Here is a 22,799-nt window from a genome sequence, read left to right on the forward strand (position 1 = left end):
TCTACTGCTGATTTTTTTGTTTAATATAAATAACACAATGTTATTTGCTGGAACTGTAGTAACAAAACTCAACAGCAAAGGATGATCGATTTGAGCAACAGAGTACAATTTTTAGCTGAAATAGCAATTATGGCAGGGCTTGCTGTCATACTTGATTTGTTTTCTTTTCGAATCTGGGCAAACGGAGGGTCTGTTTCGCTTGCGATGATTCCCATATTCTTTATGGCTTTTAGAAGAGGACTTGCAGGAGGACTGATTACCGGGTTGCTTGTAGGTATTCTGCAGGTCATCATTGGACCGCTTTTTTATGTACATCCAGTCCAGTTTTTGCTGGATTACCCTATCGCTTTTACAGTCGTCGGATTTGCCGGGTTATTTAAAGTAAGCGAAGATGCAAAGCCTACTAAAAGGTATACTTCCATTTTGCTGGGATGTTTGATTGGAAGCGGGCTAAGATTCTTAAGCCATTATATTTCAGGGGTTGTATGGTTTGGAAGCTCAGCTCCAGAAGGCACACCCGTTGAACTATTCTCTTTGATTTATAACGGTTCTTATATGCTGCCGATCTTCATTATTTCTTCGATCATTTTAGTCCTGCTTTCAAAGGCAGCTCCCCGGTTAGTTCATGGCAGGTAACGAAAAATGGATTCTAAAATTATTATTTTAGCCGGTGGACCAACAGGCTTACTCCCCGATTTAGCCAGCCTGGACGCAGAAGATATTACCTGGGTGGGGGTTGACAGAGGGGTCCATACTCTTTTGAAAAATAATATTGCTCCAGACCAGGCGTTCGGAGATTTTGATTCGGTTTCTCTTAAAGAAAGAGAGTGGATGAATCGGCATCCCGTTAATTTTTCAGTATTCCCACAGGAAAAAGATAAAACTGATCTCGAGTTAGCGATAGAGTGGGCTCTGGAAAAACAGTGTTCCAGTGTAATTATACTTGGCGCGACCGGGGGAAGGTTAGACCATGAACTGATTAATGTCCAATTGCTACTAAAGGGCATTGGCTCCAAAACAGAAATAGAAATCAGGGATCGGCAAAACCGCATCCAGCTTCGAGCGGCGGGTAGTTATGAAATAAAGTATATTCCTGAATATCCTTACCTGTCTTTCGTCCCTGTAACTCCAAAGGTTGAAGGACTAACATTAACGGGGGTAAAGTATCCTCTTCAGGAAACAGAAATAAACTGGGGGTCAACATTATCCATAAGCAACGAGCTTGTAAATAAAAAAGGGTCTTATTCATTTCGGGACGGCATACTATTGGTTATAAGAAGTAAAGATGAAGACGAGAAGGCTTTTTTAAACAAAGGGTACTAATTCAAATCTTATGAATATACTAGTAATGAATATTATATCCTCATAATGTTTTTTTCGGCACAGGCCACTTATTTTCCGAGGAGGGGGAAGCATGAAATTTTACACGATCAAATTGCCTAAATTTTTGGGTGGCTTTGTAAGGGCGATCCTGGGGTCCTTTAAAAAAGGATAATGAGGCAACAAAAAAAAGCACCAGATGCCAGGTGCTTTTTTGCTTGTTTAATTTTAAAATTATACACGCTCGACTTTGCCTGATTTTAAAGCTCTAGCAGAAACCCAAACTTTTTTTGGTTTACCGTCAACCATAATACGTACTTTTTGAAGGTTAGAACCAAATTTACGTTTGGCTGTATTCAAAGCGTGAGAACGTTTGTTACCGAATTTAGTAGTTCTTCCAGTAATTGCACATTTAGCCATTTCTGTTACCTCCTTACTCATCCAATCATCGCACACAATTGTGCAGGATAAATCCTACATTATATTACCATGTGAAGCCTGTTTATGCAAGAAGATATCAAGAAAAAAACTTTACATGCAGGAGTATTTTATGTGTTGTAATCTTTTAAATTGTGATAGGTTGTAGTAAAATAAGCGTAACTGTTGCTATACCAGCTTGTTTTATAATTATAACGTAATAGAAAAAACAAACCATCAAATACTAAAGTTAAGGGAGGATACATATGTCAATCGAATTGAAGACTCAATACGGCCAAATTGATATTTCCACAGAAGTTATTGCAGCAATTGCGGGTGGCGCTGCAATAGATTGTTATGGTATTGTAGGAATGGCTTCACAAAAGCAGTTGAAAGACGGTATCACAGAATTGCTTGGCAAAGATAATTTCAGCCGGGGAATCGTAGTCCGAAAAGAAACTGAAGAAGAAGAAGTTCATATTGATATGTATATCATTGTAAGCTACGGAACGAAGATCTCTGAAGTAGCCCATAATGTTCAAACGAAAGTGAAATACCAGCTGGATCAAATGATTGGTCTTGCTGTTGATTCAGTTAATATATATGTGCAAGGGGTAAGGGTTACTAACCCTTAGTTGAGAGTTAGGAGGAACTTTTGTGACAATTGAAAATTTAGACGGAAAGCGCTTTGCCTACATGGTCCTGGAAGGGGCAAAAAATCTGTCCGCCAATGCAAAAATGGTTGATACGTTAAACGTTTTTCCTGTGCCAGATGGTGACACAGGAACGAATATGAATTTAACGATCACTTCTGGTGCAAATGAAGTAAAGAAAAGCGAATCCGCCAAAATAGGCGATGTTTCTTCTCTTTTTTCTAAGGGTCTTTTAATGGGAGCGAGAGGAAACTCAGGGGTTATTCTCTCCCAACTGTTCAGGGGCTTTTCAAAGGCTGTTGAAGGAAAAGAGACGATAAATTCCACGGAGTTTGCTGCTGCCTTTGAAAGAGGGGTGGACACCGCTTATAAAGCTGTGATGAAACCGGTTGAAGGAACTATCTTAACGGTTGCTAAAGATGCTGCAAAGCAGGCAGTGAAATCTGCTAGAAAAAGTAATGATGTCATCCGCGTGATGGAGGAAACGCTTCAGGAAGCAAAAGCTTCTTTAGAGCGGACCCCCGATTTGTTACCGGTATTAAAAGAAGTTGGTGTTGTGGATTCTGGCGGACAGGGCCTTGTTGTGATTTATGAAGGCTTCCTCGCTTCCTTGCAAGGCAAAGAGCTGCCTGCAAACAATGTGGATGAAGAAAAGATGGAAGAACTTGTCCGGGCAGAACACCATAAGAGTGCCCAATCTCATATGAAAACAGAAGATATCGAGTTTGGCTATTGTACAGAATTCATGGTAAAGCTAGAAGCGGACAAGACTGAAAAAACTCCGTTCGATGAAGCGAAATTCAGGGAAGAGTTAGGAAATCATGGCGATTCACTGTTAGTAGTAGCTGATGAAGAATTGGTAAAAGTACATATCCATGCTGAATACCCAGGGCAGCTTATGACATATGCCCAGGAGTATGGTAGTTTGATCAATATAAAAATTGAAAACATGAGAGAGCAGCATACAACTATTCTTGAAGGCGAAAAGGATGCATATAAACCTTCTCCAGCAAACCAGAAACCGGAAACAAAAAAGGAATTTGGCATTATCACCGTTGCAATGGGGGAAGGAATCGCTGAATTGTTTACAAGTCTTGGCGCAAATTATGTGATACAGGGCGGCCAAACGATGAATCCCAGTACAGAAGATATCGTAAAAGCGATCGAAGAGGTAAATGCGGAGAAAATCTTTATCCTTCCTAATAACAGCAATATCGTTATGACAGCGGAACAGGCAACACATGTTGTAGAGGAGGAAGTGGTCGTAGTGCCTTCCAAAACTGTTCCACAGGGAATCGCTGCATTGCTCGGATTCGCGCCTGGATCAAGCCTGGAAGAAAATGAATCCACCATGAAAGCTGCTCTTGCCAACGTAAAATCAGGACAGGTTACATTTGCAGTCCGTGACACGAAAATTGATGGGGTCGACATAAAGAAAGACGACTTTATGGGCATTGCAGACGGCAAAATTATTGCCTCAACATCCAAAAAAGAAGATACAGTCAAGCTTCTAGTAGACAATATGATCGGCGAAGATGATGAGATCGTGACAGTGATCTACGGGGAAGATACAGAGGAAACTGAAGCTGAAAGCCTTGTGGATTATATCGAACAAAACCATGAGGATGTAGAAGTTGAAGTGCATCACGGCAAGCAGCCGATTTACTCTTACATCATTTCAGTTGAATAATGTAGGTATAAACAAAGAAAACTGGCATTAACCTTATCCGGGAATGCCAGTTTGTTATGTAGACACAATTTTACCATGACTTTATAATAGATAAGAGAGGGGGAGAAAATTTCTCCCCGTTTGTTATGTGAAACAGGGATACAGGAGGAACCGCGCATGAAGTATAGAAGTGTTTTTGATATTATCGGGCCTGTTATGATTGGGCCATCCAGTTCCCATACAGCGGGAGCAGCCAGGATTGGAAGAGTCGCCAGGCAGCTGTTTGGGAGAGAACCTAAATGGGTGGAAATTTCCCTGTACGGCTCGTTTGCTAAAACATACAAAGGACATGGAACAGATGTTGCACTTGTCGGTGGTGTCCTCGATTTTGATACTTTTGATGAGAGAATTGTGAATGCGCTTACTATTGCGAAAGAAAAAGGGATCAGAGTCAAATTTACAGAAGAAGACGCTGTGATGGATCATCCGAACACAGCGAAAGTGCATCTGGGCGACGATGAAGATGATTTAGAGCTGGTCGGGATATCGATCGGCGGCGGGAAAATGGAAATCGTGGAACTCAATGGGTTTAAACTCGGCCTGTCAGGGAATAGCCCGGCACTCCTTGTTGTTCATAATGATCGCTTTGGAGCGATTGCTGGCGTTTCTAATATCCTTGCAAAGCATGAGATCAACATCGGGCATATGAATGTTGCTCGTAAAGAACGGGGCCAGCAGGCATTAATGACAATAGAAGTAGACCAGAATGTTGAGGAGAAAATTATGAAAGAAGTGGAATCGCTGCCTAACATTCTTCAAGTAGCTAAAATTAATGATTAATGAGTGGAGAGCACACCAGGATTGCCAGCAAAAGGAGGTCATACAGTATGTTTCGTAATGTTGCAGAACTAGTGGAACTTGCTGAATCGAAAAATATTCCTATTTCTGAAGTTATGATTTTACAGGAGATGGAATTCAGGGGAAAAACGAGAGAAGAAGTAATAAAAACAATGGAAACAAATCTTGATGTAATGGAAAAAGCTGTGGAAAGAGGAATAAACGAAGATGTAAGATCCCACTCTGGCTTAACAGGTGGAGACGCTTTGCTTTTGCAAGAATACCTTAAAACCGGAAAGGCGCTGGCAGGTGATATTCTTCTTGATGCAGTCAGTAAAGCGATGGCTACAAATGAAGTGAACGCGGCGATGGGGACGATCTGCGCTACTCCTACAGCTGGTTCCGCGGGTGTAGTTCCCGGCACACTGTTCGCCATAAAAGAAAAGGTAAACCCGACGAGGGAACAGATGGTAAGGTATTTGTTCGCTTCCGGTGCGTTTGGATTTGTAGTAGCCAATAACGCTTCTATTTCCGGTGCTGCAGGCGGGTGCCAGGCTGAAGTAGGTTCTGCAACAGGAATGGCGGCGGCGGCTATTGTAGAACTGATGGGAGGAACTCCTGAGCAGTCTGCAGACGCGATGGCGATTGCTTTGAAAAATATGCTCGGCTTAGTATGCGATCCTGTAGCTGGCCTTGTAGAAGTCCCATGTGTGAAGCGTAACGCGATGGGAGCATCCAACGCAATTACAGCAGCGGATATGGCGCTAGCAGGAATTAAGAGCCGCATACCGTGCGACGAGGTCATCGATGCGATGTATAAAATCGGACAATCCATGCCGAATACGTTAAAAGAAACTGCACAGGGAGGCCTGGCGGCAACACCAACAGGTAGAGCACTGGAAGCCAAGATTTTTGGTGTGTCGCTGGATAAAAAGTGATGATTAGCATGAGGCCCCTTACAGACATAAAGGGAATCGGAGAAGAAAAAGCTGTTCATTTTCATGACCTTGGAATCCGGACTGTTGAGGACTTAGTTGATTATTTTCCGTTTCGATATGAAGATAACGAGCTGAGGGATTTGCGTGACGTTAAACATGAAGAACGTATCACACTGGAAGGGAAGGTTCATAGCGAACCTTCTCTCCGTTATTTTGGAAAGAAAAAGTCCCGTTTAACTGTTCGAATACTCGTAGGAAGATATTTAATTACCGCTGTTATGTTCAATAGAGCCTTCCTGAAGAAAAGTTTCAGTTTAGGCCAGACCGTCACAGTAACTGGCAAATGGGATCAGCATAGAATGACGTTAACTGTTTTTGAAGTTAAGTTTTCACCATTTAATCCAGAGCAAACGATTGAGCCTGTCTACCATGCAGGTGGAAAAGTTACAGTGAAAGCCATTCGTAAATCGATCAGAACCGCCCTGAACCAATACAGCGAAGAAATTCCAGAAGTGCTTCCTCCGCAAATACGTGCAAAGTATAAGTTGATTCCACGAACGCAGGCATTCGAGTATATCCATTTCCCAAATGACCGCAACGAGCTTAAACATGCAAGAAGACGGTTTGTATATGAGGAGCTATTGCTTTTTCAGCTAAAAATGCAGACATTTCGAAAAATGGAAAGAGAGCGGACAAAAGGAACCGCCCAGAAAATTCCTGAAGATTCGGTCAAAGAATTTATGGATGAATTGCCTTTTAAACTTACCGATGCGCAAAATCGGGTGGTAAAAGAAATATTAAAAGATCTGCAAAAACCGTATAAAATGAATCGGCTTCTTCAGGGAGATGTCGGTTCAGGAAAGACTGTAGTTGCTGCTATTTCCCTTTATGCATCTTTTCTTGCGGGTTACCAGGGAGCGCTTATGGTTCCGACCGAAATATTAGCTGAACAACATTTTGAATCGTTACAGGGGTTGCTGGCTCCTTATGGACTTTCGTTAGAGTTGTTAACGAGTTCTATTAAGGGGAAAAAGCGTAAAGAGATTCTTGAAAGGCTGGCCAATGGAGAAGTCGATGTCCTGCTTGGAACACATGCATTGATCCAGGAAGAAGTGGCATTCCAAAAGCTTGGTCTAGTGATCACCGATGAACAGCATCGGTTTGGGGTAGAACAGAGGCGGATTCTAAGGCAAAAAGGGCTGAATCCCGATGTGCTGTATATGACAGCAACTCCTATTCCAAGGACGCTTGCTATTTCCGTTTTTGGGGACATGGATGTTTCGACGATTGATGAAATGCCAGCAGGAAGAAAGCCGATCGAAACATACTGGGCGAAGCCTGAGATGCTTGAACGAGTCCTTGCGTTTACAAAAAAGGAATTGGAGAAAGGAAGGCAGGCATACGTTATTTGCCCGCTGATCGAAGAATCGGACAAGCTAGATGTCCAGAATGCGATCGATGTTCACGCCCAGCTTCAGTTTGCTTTACCAGATTATAAAGTAGGGTTAATGCACGGGAGGCTGCATTCAGACGAAAAAGAAGCTGTGATGGAATCCTTTAGTAAGAATGAAACGCAGGTACTTGTTTCAACTACTGTCGTTGAGGTAGGTGTGAATGTACCTAATGCCTCTGTCATGATAATTTACGACGCGGAAAGGTTCGGGCTTTCCCAGCTCCACCAGCTAAGAGGGAGGGTTGGCCGTGGTGAAGAGCAATCGTTTTGTATATTGCTGGCGGACCCCAAATCAGAAGTAGGAAAAGAAAGAATGCAGATAATGACGGAAACGAATGATGGATTCGTGTTGTCCCAGAAAGACCTTGAGTTAAGAGGCCCAGGGGATTTCTTTGGGAGAAAGCAAAGCGGGATGCCGGAGTTTAAAGTGGCTGACCTAATCCATGATTACCGTGTGCTCGAAATTGCGAGGCAGGATGCGCAAGCACTTGTTGAATCTGAAGCCTTTTGGAAAGACAGCCAATACCATCCTTTAAGGAAATATCTTGAGGATGAAGGCGTTTTGACCGGGGAGAAACTGGACTGATGAAACTCTTGCAAATTTCAAATAACAATACTATACTAACCTTTAGTACCTAGTCATAATTTTAGGATAAGCTATTACTAGAGAAGCCGGATTAACTTCCGGCTGTCTCATCCTTTCAAAAGTCTTACTTGCGAGCGGTGATCTTTTTTTAGCTTTCACATCGCTTTACCTTTACATAGTATCGGATGGTGGCTGTATGAAAAAAATGAGCAAAAAAGAACGCCAGGAAGCATTAAAAGAAACGATTGAAAGTACGCCATTCATCACTGATGAAGAACTGGCGGAAAATTTTAAAGTAAGTGTCCAAACGATAAGGCTGGACCGGTTGGAGCTTTCCATTCCGGAACTTAGAGAAAGAATTAAACACGTCGCACAGAAGCAGCTTGATGAAGTGCGTGCCCTCCCGCTTGAAGATGTGATCGGGCAAATAATCGACCTGCAGTTGGATGAAAGTGCCATCTCCATTTTAGATATAAAAAGAGAGCATGTGTTTTCCAGGAACGATATAGCAAGAGGTCATCATCTCTTTGCCCAGGCAAACTCTCTGGCAGTCGCAATCATCGACGATGAATTGGCTTTGACCGCAAAAGCGAATATTCTTTTTTCAAGACAGGTCAAACTGGGGGAACGAGTTGTTGCAAAAGCAAAAGTGTTGGAAAGTATCGATGATCGGACAATCGTGGAAGTCAACAGTGTCGTGCAGGCAGAACCGGTTTTTTCGGGAGAGTTCACGATGTATCGATCTACGAATTTGAGGAAGGATGAACATAGCCATGATCATAGCGATTGATGCAATGGGCGGTGACAATGCGCCTGGAGCAATAATTGATGGCATCTATGAAGCGCTGGACGCTTTTCATGATTTGAAATTTACGGTTGTTGGCGATGAATCAAAAATAAAACCGCTGATGACAAGACATTATGACCGATTAGAGATTTTACATACCGAAGAAGTGATAACTTCAGACGACCAGCCTGCAAAAGCGGCAAGACGGAAAAAGCAGGCATCTATGGTTCTAGCTGCTCTTGAAGTTAAGGAAGGTAGAGCTGAAGCCTGTATTTCAGCTGGAAATACAGGCGCCCTTATGGCAACAGGGCTTTTCCATGTGGGGCGCATTAAAGGAATTGAACGTCCGGCACTGTCGCCTACTCTTCCTACTTTAAGCGGTGACGGTTTCGTCCTGTTGGATGTTGGTGCGAATATGGACGCGAAGCCTGAACACATCTTGCAATATGCCTTTATGGGTTCCATCTATGCCGAGAAGGTAAGAGGAATTGCCAGGCCGAAAATTGGATTGCTTAATATAGGTACGGAAGCAGGAAAAGGGAATGATTTGAGCAAACAGGCGTTTCAGCAACTGGAAAATTCTTCATTGAATTTTATCGGAAACGTGGAATCAAGGGATATCTTAAATGATGTTGCAGACGTGGTGGTTTGTGACGGTTTTTCAGGCAATTTGGTTTTGAAAACGATAGAAGGAACCGCGTCTGTTATCTTTTCAATGTTAAAAGAGGAACTAACAAGTTCGTTTACGAGTAAAATGGCTACCGCAGTTTTAAAACCGAAGCTAAAAAACCTTAAAGGAAAGCTGGATTACTCAGAATATGGCGGAGCAGGGCTTTTCGGATTGAAGGCCCCGGTTATTAAAGCGCACGGTTCTTCAAATGGCAGGGCGATTTTTAGCGCAGTAAGACAGGCGAGGATGATGGTCAATGAAGATGTTGTTCCCGCCATTGAAACAGCCGTTACAACAGAATTGAATAAATCGGAAGGGGAGGAAAATTAAAATGGGCAAAATAGCTTTTTTGTTTCCAGGTCAGGGCTCGCAGTTTGTAGGTATGGGAAAGGCAATCGCTGACCAAAACGAGCGTGCTGCATCCATTTTTAAAGCTGCGGACGAGAGGTTGGATTTTTCTTTATCAGACATCATATTTAATGGTCCGCTCGAAAAACTGACATTAACAGAAAACACGCAGCCCGCTATCCTTACCGCAAGCATTGCAGTTTTAAAGGCACTTGAAGATGAAGGAATCAAAGCGGATTATACAGCAGGGCATAGTCTTGGAGAATATTCTGCATTAGTAGCTTCAAATGCACTCTCTTTTGAAGATGCTGTTTATGCAGTGAGAAATAGGGGCCTGTTTATGGAAGAGGCGGTTCCGGCCGGACAGGGAGCGATGGCTGCCATTCTCGGAATGGAAAGGGAAGATTTGCAACAATTAACTGACCAAATTAGCGAAGAGGGGTCTTCCGTTCAGTTAGCCAACCTGAATTGCCCCGGGCAGATTGTTATTTCCGGTTCTAGAGAAGGTGTGGAAGCAGCCTCTGAAAGAGCGAAAGAAAAAGGGGCAAGAAGAGTAATTCCTCTTCAGGTGAGCGGTCCGTTTCATTCTGAGTTAATGACGCCTGCAGCGGAGCGGCTAAAACCGATTTTAGACGATTTGGAAATCAAAGAGGCGGATATTCCAGTAGTGGCAAACGTCTCTGCAGAGGCGATTACCAAACCCGAAGAAATCCATACGAGCCTTCTTAAACAAATATATTCACCCGTGCTCTGGGAAGATACCGTCCGCAAACTGCTTGATCTTGGAGTAGAGACTTTTATCGAAATCGGCCCTGGTAATGTTCTTTCTGGCCTTGTTAAAAAAGTCCATCGAAGAGCGGCTACTTTTGCGGTAGGTGATCCGGAAAGCCTGGAAAAAGCGTTAAATAAATTGCGGGAGGAGCGATAACATGTTAAACGGAAAAACAGCTCTTGTGACTGGAGCGTCACGGGGAATAGGAAAAGCGATCGCGCTTGAACTCGCGAGCCAGGGAGCGAAAGTTGCGGTGAACTTTGCAGGCAGTGAAGACCGGGCGAACCAGGTTGTGAATGAAATAGTGGAAAACGGCGGAGAAGCATTTGCGATTCAGGCAAACGTGGCAAACACTGAAGACGTGCAGGAATTGGTCAAGCGGACGGTAAAAGAATTCGGCTCTCTTGATATTCTTGTGAACAATGCAGGCATAACAAGGGACAATCTGCTGATGAGAATGAAAGAAGACGAATGGGATGATGTGATTAACACGAACTTAAAAGGGGTTTTCAACTGTACGAAGGCTGTCTCAAGACAAATGATGAAGCAGCGGTCGGGCAGGATCATTAACATTGCCTCTGTCGTAGGGGTTGCCGGTAATCCTGGACAGGCTAACTATGTAGCTGCAAAAGCCGGGGTGATCGGGCTGACTAAAACAACAGCCAAAGAGCTTGCAAGCCGAAACATCACTGTTAATGCCGTTGCTCCCGGGTTTATTGAAACAGACATGACGGAGGAACTCTCTGCAGAAGTGAAAGAAGGGCTGTTTGACCGAATTCCTCTTCACAGGCTAGGAAAAGCAGAGGACGTAGCAAAAGTAGTCCGCTTTCTTGCATCAGAAGACAGCAATTACGTTACAGGCCAAACGATCCATGTTGACGGCGGAATGGTAATGTAACGATAAAAAAGGGTGCATCCTTTAACAAGGTTGTCCTAGTAATTTAAAGATGAATTTACTATAATAACTTGAGGGGAGGTGAAGTAAGTGGCAGATACTTTAGATCGCGTGAAAAAAATTATCGTAGACCGTCTTGGCGTAGATGAGTCAGAAGTAACTCCAGAGGCTTCTTTTAAAGAAGACCTTGGTGCCGATTCCCTTGACGTTGTGGAATTAGTAATGGAGCTTGAAGATGAGTTTGATATGGAAATTTCTGATGAAGATGCTGAAAAGATTGCAACGGTTGGCGATGTAATTAATTACATAAACAACCATAAGTAAATCTTAATACAGATGATTTAGGTGCAGGCTACTGTGCCTTCAATCAGTACTAAGTGAAGAAGTCCCGTTTATGCGGGGCTTCCTTCCCTTTCATAACCTGGAGGATGTTATGGCAAAATCACAAAAAAACGCAAATAAGATTAGAAACGGGAAACGGTTTAAACCTAAACAATCGAAGCGCTTAGTTGTTTCTGAAGAAATGAAGCAAAGATTTTCTTCTTTTCAAAAAGAAATCGATGTTTTTTTTGAAAATGAAATGCTATTAATGCAAGCTTTTACCCATTCATCATATGTGAATGAGCATCGCCTCCACCCGCAAATGGACAATGAACGTCTGGAGTTTTTAGGTGACGCTGTACTTGAGCTGACGATCTCACAGTATTTATATAAGAAATATCCATCTATGAGTGAGGGAGAGCTTACAAAGTTAAGAGCTGCCATTGTTTGTGAGCCGTCCCTTGTTCAGTTTGCGAACGATTTGAACTTTGGAGAACTCGTACTTTTAGGAAAAGGTGAGGAGCTTACTGGCGGCCGAGAGCGCCCGGCGTTGCTTGCTGATGTCTTTGAATCGTTTATCTGTGCGCTTTACCTGGATAGGGGCATTGATGAGGTATACGTTTTTTTAGAAAAGTATGTCTATCCTAAGATTAACACTGGTGCTTTTTCTCATGTGATGGATTATAAGAGCCAGTTGCAAGAGTACATCCAAAGAAAGAATTTGGGAGCGATCGATTATGTGATCATTGAGGAAAAAGGGCCTGCACATAATCGTGAGTTTGCTTCAGAAGTGACACTAAACGGAGTTTCACTTGGAGAAGGCTCAGGGCGTTCAAAAAAAGAAGCAGAACAGCATGCTGCCGACAAGGCTTTGCAACGTTTAAAACAGGAAGCGAAAAAGCAATAAGCTAAAAAAAGAATCCTATTCGGGATTCTTTTTTTAGCGGTTGACAGATTCTCTTATTCGCTTTTTCGAAGCTGACCCAGTTCGGAGAGAATTGCTTGCATTTCACCGACACTCAGGTTTTGCTTTCTCGTAACCATTTGGTAAATTTCATGAATGTCATCATAAGCGCTCAGATCGTATGCTTCAGGATCGATCATCTGTGCATTGATCACCTGCATTTTAGTTTTAATCTCTTCGATCATGTAGGTTAACCCTTCCTGGCTTTTAGTAGATAAATCCACACTAACACCCTTTCAGCTATGATTGTTATTGTTGGTAATGCATTACAAAATCTAAATCCGATGTCTCTTCATATTGTAGCATGATAAATCAGGAACAAAAAGACTACCGGAAAAACACATCTGAGAAAACATGCTAAAAATCAATTCCTAACAGCCTCCTTCTTGTGCAATGCCTTTTATGATAAAATAATACAGTTAACACATTTAAAACTGTCCCATCAAGAGATTTGTTGCTGGTGACTTTAAATAAAGTTTTTACTGGCCCCCATTTTCTTTGAATCCTTTAAAAATGGGGCCATTATGCAAAGCTTCTTCGCTATCCCTTAAGGAGCGTAAGCAACCGGCTTTAGAGTGTTTAAAACTACCTCATGCTCTATAAATAGTTTTAAACACTGGAGAGTCAAAGGGAGAGCGAAAGTTGCTTATCTCTTAGAAGTGCTAACTACATACAACTAAAAACTCATAATATGTGAAAGAATGATAGGGGGAAAGACGATGTTCCTCAAACGACTCGATGTCGCAGGGTTCAAATCGTTCGCTGAACGGATCTCGGTTGAGTTTGTGCCGGGTGTTACAGCAGTCGTTGGCCCAAACGGCAGTGGTAAAAGCAACATCAATGATTCGATCCGATGGGTCCTTGGCGAACAATCTGCCAAATCCCTGCGTGGCTCAAAAATGGAAGATATTATATTTGCCGGCAGTGATACTAGAAAACCGCTTAATTTAGCTGAAGTTACCTTAACACTCGATAACCAGGACCAGTACCTTCCTATAGAATACAATGAAGTCAGCGTGACAAGGAGAGTCTATCGTTCTGGTGACAGTGAATACTTGATCAACAACCAGCCTTGCAGATTAAAGGATATCATCGACTTGTTCATGGACTCTGGGCTTGGAAAGGAATCCTTCTCGATCATAGGGCAGGGGAAAATAGAAGAAATACTGAGCAGCAAATCAGAAGAAAGAAGGAAGATCTTTGAAGAAGCTGCCGGTGTTTTAAAATATAAGCAGCGAAAACAAAAGGCTGTTGCAAAGCTTGCGGAAACAGAGGAAAACCTGCATCGAGTAGAAGATATTCTCTATGAATTAGAAGACCAGGTGGAACCTCTTAAAATTCAGGCATCTATCGCAAAGGACTATCTTGCAAAGCGGGAAGAATTAGAAAAGATCGAAACTGCGCTTATAGTCCATGAAATAGAAGAGCTGCACGGAAAATGGGAATCTAAATCCACTGAAATAAACTCTCTGATTGAAAGGGAAAGGGCGCTCTCTGAGGCTGTCGCTGAAAAGGAAACAGAGCTTGATGGACTGAAAAGCGAAATTGAACAGGTGGAACAAAAGCTTGACCAAAAACAGGAATCCCTGCTAATAACGAGTGAAGATCTGGAAAAGCTCGAAGGCAAGAAAGAAGTACTAAAAGAAAGAAAGAAAAACGCTGACCAGAACAAAGAAAACTTAAAGCATACGATTCAGTCCCACCAGAATAAAAAGGCTCATTTAAACAGTGAAATAAAGAGGCAAACAGAACTGTTCAATAAACAAAAAAGAGAGCTGACCGAGCTGAAAAATAGGCTCGAGAAAGAAACAAAACTGCTTCAGGATATTGAACAGGACATAGAGACCGAGCTTGAAAAGCTGAAATCGGATTATTTTGAAATGTTGAATGAACAGGCTTCGATGAGAAATGAAAACCGTTATTTAAATGAACAACTAACTGGCCTAAAATCGAAGAGTGACAGACTGGACCAGGAAAACAAAAAGTTTCTCGACCAACGAAAAGAAGTTCAATTGAGGAAAAAAGACCTGGAATTACAACTGAAAAGCGTAAAGGACAAGCTTCAGAAACATGTATCGTCTTACTATAAAACAAAACAGGATGTGGATACGGCAGAGAAGGAGTTCCGTGAAAAGGAATCTAATCTCTATCAGGCTTATCAGTATATTCAGCAATTCCGCTCCAGAAAAGAAATGCTTGAAGAAATGCAAGAAGATTATTCTGGCTTTTTCCAGGGTGTTAAAGAAGTGCTAAAAGCCCGTGATGACTTAACTGGTATAGAAGGTGCGATAGCCGAACTAGTGACCGTTCCGAAAGAAGTAGAAACTGCCATTGAAACCGCGCTCGGCGGCGCAATGCAGCATGTGGTGGTCCAAACGGAAGCCGATGGTCGAAAGGCGATACAGTTTTTAAAAGCAAAGCGATTTGGGAGAGCGACATTCTTGCCGATGAATGTTGTTAGGCCGCGCAAAATCGGGATGCACGAAAAAAGCAGTATTTCTTCTCATTCTTCCTATGTTGGCATCGCGGCTGACTTGATCAAATTTGATGCAAGATATGCTGATATATTAAATAACCTCCTGGGAAATGTTATCGTAACGAGAGATTTAAAAGGCGCTAATGAGATTGCAAGGTTATTGCAGTATCGCTTTAGGATCGTAACAACAGAAGGGGATATCGTAAATCCGGGCGGTTCGATGAGCGGCGGAGCAGTGAAACAGAAATCGACTTCTTTATTAAGCAGACAAAGGGAACTAGAAACCGTGGAGGAAAAGCTTGCCACCATGGAAAACAAAGTTGCCGTGCTTGAGGAAGAAGTGAAAAAAGACAGGGAATCGATCACACAAAAAAAAGAAAATCTTGAAGACATGCGGGAAACCGGTGAGGAACTCAGACTTGAAGAACAGTCTTTTATTCGGGATATTAAAGAAATCGAAATGGAAGAAGGGAATATAAACGACCGCCTATCCTTGTATGATCGGGAGAAATCCAGTATATCAGAGGAAAAAGATTCCAATGAGGAGCGAAGGCAGTTCTTAAGCGATAAGTTAGAAAAAGTCTCTAAAGAAGCGGAAAAGCTTGAAAAGAAAATCGAAAGGCTAACCCACAAGAAGAAAAACCAGCAAACCTCTAAAGAATCGCTTCAAACTGAAATTACGGACCTGAAAGTGAAAGTTGCCGAGCATCAGCAAGCTTTTACGAATAAGAAAGAAACGCTTGATCGTCTTGTAAATGAACAAAAGGAAAACCAGGAGTTGCTTTCTACTGCGGAAGAAGACTTCTGGCTGCTGGAAGAGGCTGTTTCTTCTAATAACAGTGGTGAAGAGAAGCTTGAGGAGGAAATTAAACAAAAACGAACCAATAAAAATGATCTTTTATCCGTTATCAGTTCCCTTCGCAATAATCGTGCTTCCCTCAATCAGCAAATAGAAGCTGAAGAGACTGAGCTGAAAGGCTTAAAACAGCAAGAAAAACAAATCGGCGGTCTATTGAAGGCCGAAGAGGTGCAAATTAACCGCCTCGATGTGGAGCTTGAGAATCGTTTAGGTTATCTTGGAGATGAATACGGATTAACCTATGAACGGGCAAAAGAAAAGCATGTTCTCTCCATGGAAGCTACAGAAGCCAGAAAACGGATCAAACTGATAAAGATGGAAATAGAGGAGCTAGGAACGGTTAATCTCGGGGCGATAGAAGAATACGAGCGAATTTCAGGAAGGTACGAGTTCCTGACTGAGCAGCAATCCGATTTGAACCATGCAAAAGAAACGCTCTACAGTGTGATCAATGAAATGGATGAGGAAATGAAACGCAGGTTTGAGGATACTTTTGTCAAAATCCGTAGTAATTTCCAGGATGTATTCACTGAATTGTTCGGAGGCGGCAAGGCTGACCTGGTACTGACGAATCCGGACGATCTGCTTGCTACCGGTGTGGATATACTTGCACAGCCGCCAGGCAAGAAACTTCAACATCTTGCCCTGCTTTCAGGAGGAGAAAGAGCATTTACCGCAATTGCACTTCTCTTTTCAATCCTTATGGTGCGCCCGGTGCCGTTTTGTGTTCTCGATGAGGTGGAGGCTGCCCTGGATGAAGCGAATGTGAACCGTTTTGCAAGCTTTTTGAAACGGTTCAGTGAAGAGACGCAATTTATCGTTATTACCCATCGAAAAGGAACGATGGAGGAAGCGGATGTCCTTTATGGCGTTACGATGCAGGAATCAGGTGTTTCCAACCTTGTTTCGGTGAGGCTAGAAGAGTCCAAAGAACTTGTTAAACAATAGATATTGCAGGAGGAAACAAAGATGAGCTTTTTTAAAAAACTAAAAGATAAATTCACGGAACAATCAGATACTGTATCTGAAAAGTTTAAGGAAGGACTAACGAAAACGAGGGATTCTTTTTCAACTAAAATGAATGATCTTGTAAAGAATTATCGCAAGGTTGATGAAGAGTTCTTTGAAGAACTCGAGGAATTGTTGATCAGTTCTGATGTCGGGGTCGTTACGGTAATGGATCTTATCGATGTCCTTAAAGATGAAGCGAGACGCCAAAATATTAAAGATACAGAAAAGCTGCAATCTGTTATTTCTGAGAAACTGGCAGAAATGCTCCATAAAGAAGATGAAGATGGCGCGTTAAACATCCAGAAAGACGGCCTGACAGTCATTCTGTTTGTAGGTGTAAACGGTGTTGGAAAAACGACGACAATCGGCAAACTTGCACATAAATTAAAGCAAGATGGGAAGAAAGTGCTTCTTGCTGCCGGAGACACATTTAGAGCAGGTGCGATCGAACAGCTTGATGTCTGGGGGGAGAGGGTTGGCGTTGATGTCATAAAGCACCAGGCTGGCTCTGACCCTGCTGCTGTTGTATACGATGCGATACAATCGGCCCGCTCCAAAGGTTCCGATATACTGCTTTGCGATACTGCAGGAAGATTGCAAAACAAAGTCAATCTTATGAATGAACTCGAGAAAATGAAGCGTGTTATACAGCGAGAAGTGCCGGACGGACCTCATGAAGTACTGCTTGTGATCGATGCTACGACCGGACAAAATGCGATGAGCCAGGCGAAACAGTTCGGTCAAGCAACAGATGTTTCAGGCATTGTACTTACCAAGCTTGACGGAACCGCAAAGGGTGGCATCGTCCTTGCGATTCGGCATGAACTTGACATCCCTGTGAAACTCGTCGGCCTCGGTGAGAAAATGGATGATCTACAGGAATTTGACCCTGATACCTTTGTATACGGGCTGTTCTCAAGCATTATTGAAGAGGATGAAGAGGAATAATTTCTTCCGCTAAAAAGTATTGAAGAATTCTCTGAGTTTGTGTTAAGAAAAAATCTTGACAAAGGCTTTTAGGCATAGTAGTATTTACTAACGTAAAGGTGATTACCTTAACAAGGAGTTGACAGTATTGCTGGAAAAAACAATGAGAGTCAATTACCTATTTGATTTTTATCAATCTTTGTTAACTCCAAAGCAAAGAAACTATATGGCATTATATTTCTTGGATGATTATTCCCTTGGGGAAATCGCCGAAGAATTTCAAGTAAGCAGGCAAGCTGTTTACGATAACATTAAACGAACAGAAGCAATGCTGGAAGAATACGAAACAAAACTATCATTATTCAAGAGATACGAGAAACGGAAGGAACTTCTTGCCAGGCTCAAACAGTATGTATCAGCAGAGCCTCTGGAGCAGGAAGAAGTAGAGCAACTAATAGAATCTCTTGAAAAATTGGATTAGGAGGCGGCAAACATGGCATTTGAAGGTTTAGCCGACCGACTGCAGGGCACGCTTCAAAAAATCCGTGGTAAAGGGAAAGTTTCTGAAGCGGATGTAAAGGAAATGATGCGTGAAGTAAGATTAGCTCTGCTTGAAGCGGACGTTAACTTTAAAGTAGTTAAAGAATTTATCAAACGAGTAAAAGAACGTGCTGTCGGCCAAGAGGTGTTACAAAGCTTAACCCCTGGCCAGCAAGTAATTAAAGTAGTACATGAAGAACTAAAGGACCTGATGGGTGGCGAACAGAGTAAAATAGCTGTTGCCAATCGCCCTCCAACTGTCATCATGATGGTCGGCCTTCAAGGTGCAGGTAAAACGACGACAACAGGAAAGCTTGCAAACCATTTGCGAAAAAAGCACAATCGCAAACCGTTGCTTGTTGCAGCAGATATTTACCGTCCTGCAGCGATCCAACAGCTAGAAACGATAGGAAAGCAATTGAGCATGCCGGTGTTTTCACTTGGAGACCAGGTCAGCCCTGTTGAAATTGCAAAGCAGGCGATCCAGAAGGCGAAAGAAGAACATAATGACTATGTCATTATTGATACAGCCGGCCGCTTACACGTGGATGAAGCACTGATGAATGAGCTGGAAGAGGTTAAAGAAGCCGTTAAGCCTGATGAGATTTTCCTAGTGGTGGATGCGATGACAGGTCAGGACGCAGTTAACGTAGCAGAAAGCTTTAATAATGCGCTTGGCGTTTCCGGTGTCGTGTTAACGAAACTTGACGGAGATACGCGCGGAGGTGCTGCTTTGTCGATCAGATCGGTGACAGACACTCCGATTAAGTTTGCAGGTATGGGCGAAAAGCTTGATGCACTTGAGGCTTTCCACCCTGAAAGAATGGCATCAAGAATCCTCGGCATGGGGGATGTGCTTACATTGATCGAAAAGGCACAATCCACAGTTGATGAGGAAAAAGCAAAAGAACTGGAAAAGAAAATGAGGACGATGAGCTTTACGTTTGATGATTTTCTTGACCAGCTCGATCAAGTCCGAAGCATGGGTCCGCTTGATGAACTGCTTGATATGATCCCGGGCATGAATAAAGCCAAAGGGATGAAGAATATAAACGTCGATGACAAGCAGATCGGCAAAGTGGAAGCGATCATCCGCTCGATGACAAAGGATGAAAAACTGCATCCTGAAGTCATCAATGCGAGCAGAAGAAAACGTATCGCGCTTGGAAGTGGCACAACCGTCCAGGATGTTAACCGTTTGCTGAAGCAGTTTGAAGAGATGAAGAAGATGATGAAGCAGATGACAAACATGCAAAAGGGCAAGAAGAAAGGGAAAGGATTCAACTTCCCGTTCATGCAATAAGTTAATAAATTTCACTATTGAAAAGTAGTGGGTTTTATGATATTATAATTAGTTATGTGAGTATATTTGGAGGTGAAAAACATGGCAGTTAAAATTCGCTTAAAGCGCATGGGTGCTAAGAAAAATCCTTTCTACCGTTTGGTAGTTGCTGATTCTCGCGCGCCACGTGATGGACGTTTTATCGAAGAAATTGGTTTCTACAATCCAGTTGCTAGCCCGATCGAGATCAAAATCGACGAGGAAAAAGCACTAGACTGGATGTTAAAAGGTGCTAAGCCATCTGATACAGTACGTAACTTGTTCTCTAACGCAGGACTTATGGAAAAGTTACACAATGCAAAACTTCAAAAGTAATTGACATCGAAGGAGGCTGAATGAAGCCTCCTTTAGCATATGTTTAATAAACTAGCCAGAAGGCGGGGATGACGGTGAAGGAGTTAATTGAAACGATTGTAAAGGCGCTCGTTGACCATCCGGATGAAGTTATTGTGAGTGAGGTACAGAATGACCGTTCCGTAACGTACCAGTTGACAGTACATAAAGATGACATGGGGAAGGTTATTGGCAAGCAGGGAAGGGTCGCGAAGTCGATTCGAACTGTCATTAATGCAGCAGCGGTCAATAACAACCAGAAGGTTAATTTGGATATTATGTAATGTGATCAGGGTGAGGTGTTCCTCGCTCTTTTTTTGTGGGTTTTGTAGCATTTTTGCTGTGAATAGTTGATTGGAGTGGGAGATGCGAGATTCCAGCGGGAGGAAAGAGGAAGTTAAGACCCCGCATGCGGGAAACGCCGAGGAGGCTCACCTCCCGCGAAAAGAGAGCAACCTGGAGCGAAAATCAACTACCTCTCTGTTTATACTGCAACTATAAAAAGCGACAGAGGATGTGAGTGATTTTTAAGGTGATGAATCAATTATATTAATCAAGTGTTCTTCTTGCATTAAACTTTAAATTTGAAGTTTGCTATAATATAAGCTGGTAAGGCTGGTGGATGCCTCTTGTTAGGAGGGATGAGATGAAGTTTATAAAGAAATATGAAGTGAAGCAAATTCTTACGGAGAACAGTAAGCGCTTGTTGGAAGAAAGTATCGGGCAGGAAAAGAGGACAGTTTTGAAGGAGATCGAGCAGCTGGAGTTTGAAAGAAGACGCCTGCAAAAACAGCGACCCGATCGGAAAGAATGGATAAATAAACGTTTTGAAAGCGAGTTAAACAATAGGGAAGAAAAGCTCTCTTATATTGAATTCAGGCTGACCCAGCTGCAACAACTTCCGATCGGAAGCGAAATTGCTGAGGGGGAAGTAGAAGCGATCCATGAAGCGGATGCAGGTGATCGCTGGGATGACTTACATAAAAAAGGGAAAATCCTTATTAAGGACGGAATTATACAGAGCATATTATAAAGGGAAGGAATGTTAAAATGGAAAAATGGTTTAATGTCGGAAAAATCGTAAACACACATGGCGTTCGGGGTGAAGTGCGTGTCATCTCAAGGACGGATTTTCCTGAAGAGCGGTATGCAGAAGGAAGTGAGCTTTACTTATTTCAAGAAAACAAACAGGAGCCAGTTTTATTGACAGTGTCCTCACATCGAAAACATAAACAATTTGACCTTCTCACATTTGAAGGCCATCCATCGATCAATGATGTTGAACAATATAAAGGCGGCCTGTTAAAGGTGTCTGAAGACCAGTTGGCTGATCTAGAAGAAGGAGAATTCTATTATCACGATATTATGGGGCTTAAAGTAGTAACAGAAGAGGGCGAAGAAATAGGGAAGATTAAAGAAATTTTATCGCCGGGGGCAAATGATGTATGGGTAGTACAACGTAGCGGTGGCGGGAAAGATGTGCTGATTCCTTATATCGAGAGCATAGTAAAAGACGTAGACCTTCAAAGTGAAACGGTGACCATCCATCTGATGGAGGGATTAATAGAATGATGAAAATGGATGTGCTGACCCTTTTTCCAGAAATGTTTGAAGGAGTGTTCAATCATTCTATCTTAAAAAGGGCGCAAGAGAAAAACGCTGTATCCTATCGTGTGACGAACTTCAGGGATTATAGTGAGAATAAGCATAGCAATGTGGATGATTACCCTTACGGCGGAGGAGCAGGAATGGTCTTGACGCCTCAGCCTTTGTTTTCTGCAGTAGAGGACCTTAAAGAAGGCCTCTCTTCTGAGCCGAGAGTAATCCTGATGTGCCCGCAGGGAGAAAGGTTTACGCAGCAAAAGGCAGAAGAGTTAGCAAAGGAAAACCATCTGATCTTTCTATGCGGGCATTACGAAGGGTATGATGAAAGGGTCAGGGCGAACCTTGTAACCGATGAAATTTCGATCGGGGACTTTGTGCTTACAGGTGGAGAACTTGCAAGCATGGTCATCATCGACAGTGTTACAAGGCTGTTGCCCGAAGTGCTGGGTAACCAGGAGTCTGCCCCCCTGGATTCGTTCAGCAACGGACTGCTTGAACATCCTCACTATACAAGACCGGCAGATTTCCGCGGGTTGAAAGTACCGGATGTTTTGTTATCGGGTGACCATGCGAAAATTGAACGTTGGCGCAGAGAACAATCACTGAAGCGAACATTTGAGAGGCGTCCAGAACTGCTGGAAACAGCTAATTTATCGGATAAGGATCGTGATTATCTAAGACGGTTAAAGGAAAGTCAGCAATCGAGCGAATAGGCAGTTTTTTATATGAAGGCTGTTATTGGTGTTATTACACAATAGCGATAAACTGCGACTCGATTGCAGCACTGATTTCCACTCCGGGCAGTTCGCTTTCCATGGGCAACGCTTCAGATTCCTCGTCAGCAAAAACCGCCTGTCTAGTTCCGGCTCACAGAGACTAGTGGATTTCCCTCACCTCCTTGCGATAAGGCAACATCGACTCTCTTTCGTTCGTCGTTGTTTCTTATCTTCATGCGGTTCAATCCAATCCATTCGTCTCTTGGCGTCCGCCTCCATCTTTCAACACTGCGGGATCTACAGCTGTTGTTTTTCCCGCACGACAAGGAAGGCTTCGGCAGAATTACATCGCACGAAGGA

At 42.8% G+C, this 22,799-nt stretch carries 25 protein-coding genes; 23 read left to right on the forward strand and 2 right to left on the reverse strand.

Annotated elements, in window-relative coordinates:
* Positions 1-90 precede the first annotated feature (90 nt).
* The 3 genes from thiT (at position 91) to spoVM (ending at position 1,495) form a co-directional block, all read left to right on the forward strand.
* Positions 91-636 (forward strand): energy-coupled thiamine transporter ThiT, encoded by a 546-nt coding sequence (gene thiT, locus FCL54_RS09205; RefSeq protein WP_425467119.1) that lies wholly within the window; start codon positions 91-93, stop codon positions 634-636.
* 6 nt (positions 637-642) lie between these two features.
* On the forward strand, positions 643-1,323 hold the full coding sequence (locus tag FCL54_RS09210; protein ID WP_138125643.1) for a thiamine diphosphokinase: 681 nt from the start codon (positions 643-645) through the stop codon (positions 1,321-1,323).
* A 91-nt stretch (positions 1,324-1,414) separates the two neighbouring features.
* Positions 1,415-1,495 (forward strand): stage V sporulation protein SpoVM, encoded by an 81-nt coding sequence (gene spoVM / locus FCL54_RS09215; RefSeq protein WP_096199318.1) that lies wholly within the window; start codon positions 1,415-1,417, stop codon positions 1,493-1,495.
* Between the two features lie 59 nt (positions 1,496-1,554).
* Here the strand turns inward: spoVM and rpmB are convergent, their stop codons facing one another.
* Positions 1,555-1,740 (reverse strand): 50S ribosomal protein L28, encoded by a 186-nt coding sequence (gene rpmB, locus FCL54_RS09220; protein ID WP_138125645.1) that lies wholly within the window; start codon positions 1,738-1,740, stop codon positions 1,555-1,557.
* A 263-nt stretch (positions 1,741-2,003) separates the two neighbouring features.
* On the opposite strand from rpmB, the gene FCL54_RS09225 reads away from it, so the two are divergent.
* From FCL54_RS09225 to rnc, 11 genes are all read left to right on the forward strand, one after another.
* Positions 2,004-2,372 carry an Asp23/Gls24 family envelope stress response protein gene (locus FCL54_RS09225; RefSeq protein ID WP_138125647.1) on the forward strand — a complete coding sequence of 123 codons (369 nt, stop codon included), beginning with the start codon at positions 2,004-2,006 and terminating at the stop codon, positions 2,370-2,372.
* 22 nt (positions 2,373-2,394) lie between these two features.
* Positions 2,395-4,080 carry a DAK2 domain-containing protein gene (locus FCL54_RS09230; RefSeq protein ID WP_138125649.1) on the forward strand — a complete coding sequence of 562 codons (1,686 nt, stop codon included), beginning with the start codon at positions 2,395-2,397 and terminating at the stop codon, positions 4,078-4,080.
* Positions 4,081-4,236: 156 nt separating this feature from the next.
* Positions 4,237-4,899 (forward strand): L-serine ammonia-lyase, iron-sulfur-dependent subunit beta, encoded by a 663-nt coding sequence (sdaAB, locus tag FCL54_RS09235; protein ID WP_138125651.1) that lies wholly within the window; start codon positions 4,237-4,239, stop codon positions 4,897-4,899.
* 47 nt (positions 4,900-4,946) lie between these two features.
* Positions 4,947-5,834 carry an L-serine ammonia-lyase, iron-sulfur-dependent, subunit alpha gene (gene sdaAA, locus FCL54_RS09240; protein WP_138125653.1) on the forward strand — a complete coding sequence of 296 codons (888 nt, stop codon included), beginning with the start codon at positions 4,947-4,949 and terminating at the stop codon, positions 5,832-5,834.
* Positions 5,834-7,873, forward strand: coding sequence for an ATP-dependent DNA helicase RecG (gene recG / locus FCL54_RS09245; RefSeq protein ID WP_138126211.1), 2,040 nt, complete (start codon positions 5,834-5,836; stop codon positions 7,871-7,873). Before sdaAA ends, recG begins: the two co-directional genes overlap by 1 nt.
* Positions 7,874-8,069: 196 nt before the next feature.
* Positions 8,070-8,663, forward strand: a complete 594-nt coding sequence (gene fapR, locus FCL54_RS09250) for a transcription factor FapR (RefSeq protein ID WP_138125655.1) — start codon at positions 8,070-8,072, stop codon at positions 8,661-8,663.
* Positions 8,647-9,660, forward strand: coding sequence for a phosphate acyltransferase PlsX (gene plsX, locus FCL54_RS09255; protein WP_138125657.1), 1,014 nt, complete (start codon positions 8,647-8,649; stop codon positions 9,658-9,660). Before fapR ends, plsX begins: the two co-directional genes overlap by 17 nt.
* Before the next feature lies 1 nt (position 9,661).
* On the forward strand, positions 9,662-10,606 hold the full coding sequence (fabD, locus tag FCL54_RS09260; protein WP_138125659.1) for an ACP S-malonyltransferase: 945 nt from the start codon (positions 9,662-9,664) through the stop codon (positions 10,604-10,606).
* A gap of 1 nt (position 10,607) precedes the next feature.
* Positions 10,608-11,348, forward strand: a complete 741-nt coding sequence (gene fabG, locus FCL54_RS09265; RefSeq protein WP_138125661.1) for a 3-oxoacyl-[acyl-carrier-protein] reductase — start codon at positions 10,608-10,610, stop codon at positions 11,346-11,348.
* An 87-nt stretch (positions 11,349-11,435) separates the two neighbouring features.
* Positions 11,436-11,669, forward strand: coding sequence for an acyl carrier protein (gene acpP, locus FCL54_RS09270; RefSeq protein ID WP_138125663.1), 234 nt, complete (start codon positions 11,436-11,438; stop codon positions 11,667-11,669).
* Positions 11,670-11,868: 199 nt separating this feature from the next.
* Positions 11,869-12,573, forward strand: coding sequence for a ribonuclease III (gene rnc / locus FCL54_RS09275; protein WP_246055207.1), 705 nt, complete (start codon positions 11,869-11,871; stop codon positions 12,571-12,573).
* Positions 12,574-12,626: 53 nt separating this feature from the next.
* Here the strand turns inward: rnc and FCL54_RS09280 are convergent, their stop codons facing one another.
* Positions 12,627-12,854: a DUF1128 domain-containing protein gene (locus FCL54_RS09280; RefSeq protein ID WP_138125667.1), complete on the reverse strand. Its 228-nt coding sequence runs from the start codon at positions 12,852-12,854 to the stop codon at positions 12,627-12,629.
* Between the two features lie 495 nt (positions 12,855-13,349).
* Between FCL54_RS09280 and smc the strand changes: the two genes are divergently transcribed.
* The 9 genes from smc (at position 13,350) to trmD (ending at position 22,436) form a co-directional block, all read left to right on the forward strand.
* Positions 13,350-16,913: a chromosome segregation protein SMC gene (gene smc, locus FCL54_RS09285; protein ID WP_138125669.1), complete on the forward strand. Its 3,564-nt coding sequence runs from the start codon at positions 13,350-13,352 to the stop codon at positions 16,911-16,913.
* Positions 16,914-16,934: 21 nt separating this feature from the next.
* Positions 16,935-17,924, forward strand: coding sequence for a signal recognition particle-docking protein FtsY (gene ftsY / locus FCL54_RS09290; RefSeq protein ID WP_138125671.1), 990 nt, complete (start codon positions 16,935-16,937; stop codon positions 17,922-17,924).
* 127 nt (positions 17,925-18,051) lie between these two features.
* Positions 18,052-18,384 carry a putative DNA-binding protein gene (locus FCL54_RS09295; RefSeq protein WP_138125673.1) on the forward strand — a complete coding sequence of 111 codons (333 nt, stop codon included), beginning with the start codon at positions 18,052-18,054 and terminating at the stop codon, positions 18,382-18,384.
* A 12-nt stretch (positions 18,385-18,396) separates the two neighbouring features.
* The gene (gene ffh / locus FCL54_RS09300; protein WP_138125675.1) at positions 18,397-19,746 is read left to right on the forward strand and encodes a signal recognition particle protein; all 1,350 of its coding nucleotides are present in this window, start codon (positions 18,397-18,399) and stop codon (positions 19,744-19,746) included.
* Positions 19,747-19,827: 81 nt separating this feature from the next.
* Positions 19,828-20,100 carry a 30S ribosomal protein S16 gene (gene rpsP / locus FCL54_RS09305; protein ID WP_138125677.1) on the forward strand — a complete coding sequence of 91 codons (273 nt, stop codon included), beginning with the start codon at positions 19,828-19,830 and terminating at the stop codon, positions 20,098-20,100.
* Positions 20,101-20,174: 74 nt separating this feature from the next.
* On the forward strand, positions 20,175-20,402 hold the full coding sequence (locus tag FCL54_RS09310; protein WP_171016765.1) for a KH domain-containing protein: 228 nt from the start codon (positions 20,175-20,177) through the stop codon (positions 20,400-20,402).
* Between the two features lie 362 nt (positions 20,403-20,764).
* Positions 20,765-21,151 carry a YlqD family protein gene (locus FCL54_RS09315; protein ID WP_171016766.1) on the forward strand — a complete coding sequence of 129 codons (387 nt, stop codon included), beginning with the start codon at positions 20,765-20,767 and terminating at the stop codon, positions 21,149-21,151.
* A 17-nt stretch (positions 21,152-21,168) separates the two neighbouring features.
* The gene (gene rimM / locus FCL54_RS09320) at positions 21,169-21,690 is read left to right on the forward strand and encodes a ribosome maturation factor RimM (RefSeq protein ID WP_138125683.1); all 522 of its coding nucleotides are present in this window, start codon (positions 21,169-21,171) and stop codon (positions 21,688-21,690) included.
* Positions 21,690-22,436, forward strand: coding sequence for a tRNA (guanosine(37)-N1)-methyltransferase TrmD (gene trmD, locus FCL54_RS09325; RefSeq protein ID WP_138126213.1), 747 nt, complete (start codon positions 21,690-21,692; stop codon positions 22,434-22,436). Before rimM ends, trmD begins: the two co-directional genes overlap by 1 nt.
* The last annotated feature ends 363 nt before the right edge of the window (positions 22,437-22,799 follow it).

Source organism: Exobacillus caeni, from assembly GCF_005747095.1.
Lineage (GTDB): Bacteria > Bacillota > Bacilli > Bacillales > Guptibacillaceae > Exobacillus > Exobacillus caeni.

What these genes read in the sequence shown, in the direction of transcription:
- FCL54_RS09210 (WP_138125643.1), top strand. Translation starts at nt 643, where the DNA reads ATGGATTCTAAAATTATTATTTTAGCCGGTGGACCAACAGGCTTACTC.
- spoVM (WP_096199318.1), top strand. Translation starts at nt 1,415, where the DNA reads ATGAAATTTTACACGATCAAATTGCCTAAATTTTTGGGTGGCTTTGTA.
- rpmB (WP_138125645.1), bottom strand. Translation starts at nt 1,740, where the DNA reads ATGGCTAAATGTGCAATTACTGGAAGAACTACTAAATTCGGTAACAAA.
- FCL54_RS09225 (WP_138125647.1), top strand. Translation starts at nt 2,004, where the DNA reads ATGTCAATCGAATTGAAGACTCAATACGGCCAAATTGATATTTCCACA.
- sdaAB (WP_138125651.1), top strand. Translation starts at nt 4,237, where the DNA reads ATGAAGTATAGAAGTGTTTTTGATATTATCGGGCCTGTTATGATTGGG.
- sdaAA (WP_138125653.1), top strand. Translation starts at nt 4,947, where the DNA reads ATGTTTCGTAATGTTGCAGAACTAGTGGAACTTGCTGAATCGAAAAAT.
- recG (WP_138126211.1), top strand. Translation starts at nt 5,834, where the DNA reads ATGATTAGCATGAGGCCCCTTACAGACATAAAGGGAATCGGAGAAGAA.
- fapR (WP_138125655.1), top strand. Translation starts at nt 8,070, where the DNA reads ATGAAAAAAATGAGCAAAAAAGAACGCCAGGAAGCATTAAAAGAAACG.
- plsX (WP_138125657.1), top strand. Translation starts at nt 8,647, where the DNA reads ATGATCATAGCGATTGATGCAATGGGCGGTGACAATGCGCCTGGAGCA.
- fabD (WP_138125659.1), top strand. Translation starts at nt 9,662, where the DNA reads ATGGGCAAAATAGCTTTTTTGTTTCCAGGTCAGGGCTCGCAGTTTGTA.
- fabG (WP_138125661.1), top strand. Translation starts at nt 10,608, where the DNA reads ATGTTAAACGGAAAAACAGCTCTTGTGACTGGAGCGTCACGGGGAATA.
- rnc (WP_246055207.1), top strand. Translation starts at nt 11,869, where the DNA reads ATGAAGCAAAGATTTTCTTCTTTTCAAAAAGAAATCGATGTTTTTTTT.
- smc (WP_138125669.1), top strand. Translation starts at nt 13,350, where the DNA reads ATGTTCCTCAAACGACTCGATGTCGCAGGGTTCAAATCGTTCGCTGAA.
- ftsY (WP_138125671.1), top strand. Translation starts at nt 16,935, where the DNA reads ATGAGCTTTTTTAAAAAACTAAAAGATAAATTCACGGAACAATCAGAT.
- ffh (WP_138125675.1), top strand. Translation starts at nt 18,397, where the DNA reads ATGGCATTTGAAGGTTTAGCCGACCGACTGCAGGGCACGCTTCAAAAA.
- rpsP (WP_138125677.1), top strand. Translation starts at nt 19,828, where the DNA reads ATGGCAGTTAAAATTCGCTTAAAGCGCATGGGTGCTAAGAAAAATCCT.
- FCL54_RS09315 (WP_171016766.1), top strand. Translation starts at nt 20,765, where the DNA reads ATGAAGTTTATAAAGAAATATGAAGTGAAGCAAATTCTTACGGAGAAC.
- rimM (WP_138125683.1), top strand. Translation starts at nt 21,169, where the DNA reads ATGGAAAAATGGTTTAATGTCGGAAAAATCGTAAACACACATGGCGTT.
- trmD (WP_138126213.1), top strand. Translation starts at nt 21,690, where the DNA reads ATGAAAATGGATGTGCTGACCCTTTTTCCAGAAATGTTTGAAGGAGTG.